This is a genomic window from Hymenobacter sediminis, from assembly GCF_003231285.1.
In the GTDB taxonomy this organism is placed as follows: Bacteria; Bacteroidota; Bacteroidia; order Cytophagales; family Hymenobacteraceae; genus Hymenobacter; species Hymenobacter sediminis.
This window is the reverse complement of the sequence record NZ_QKNS01000053.1, coordinates 1-280: the sequence shown is the minus strand read 5'-3', so window position 1 is coordinate 280 and position 280 is coordinate 1. Positions and strand designations below refer to the sequence as shown.

Sequence of the window (280 nt, the reverse complement as noted above, 5' to 3'; positions counted from 1 at the left end):
CGCCGAAGCCGCGCAGGCGGCCAGCGTGTCGATCCCGTACGAGGAGTTCACCCTGCCGAACGGCTTGCGCGTGATCGTGCACACCGACCGCAAGGCGCCGGTGGTGGCGGTCAACCTCTGGTACCACGTCGGCAGCAAGAACGAGACGCCCGGCCGCACCGGCTTCGCGCACCTGTTCGAGCACCTGATGTTCCAGGGCAGCGAGAACTACCGCGGCGAGTTCTTCGAGCCGTTCGAGCTGGTCGGCGCCACCGACCAGAACGGCACCACCAACCAGGAC

1 protein-coding gene is annotated in these 280 nt (G+C 67.9%); it reads left to right on the top strand.

Going from position 1 to position 280, the window contains the following annotated elements; translation table 11 throughout:
* The coding region (locus DNI29_RS23930) for a M16 family metallopeptidase (protein ID WP_438834636.1) at window positions 1-280 on the top strand (280 nt) is incomplete at both ends.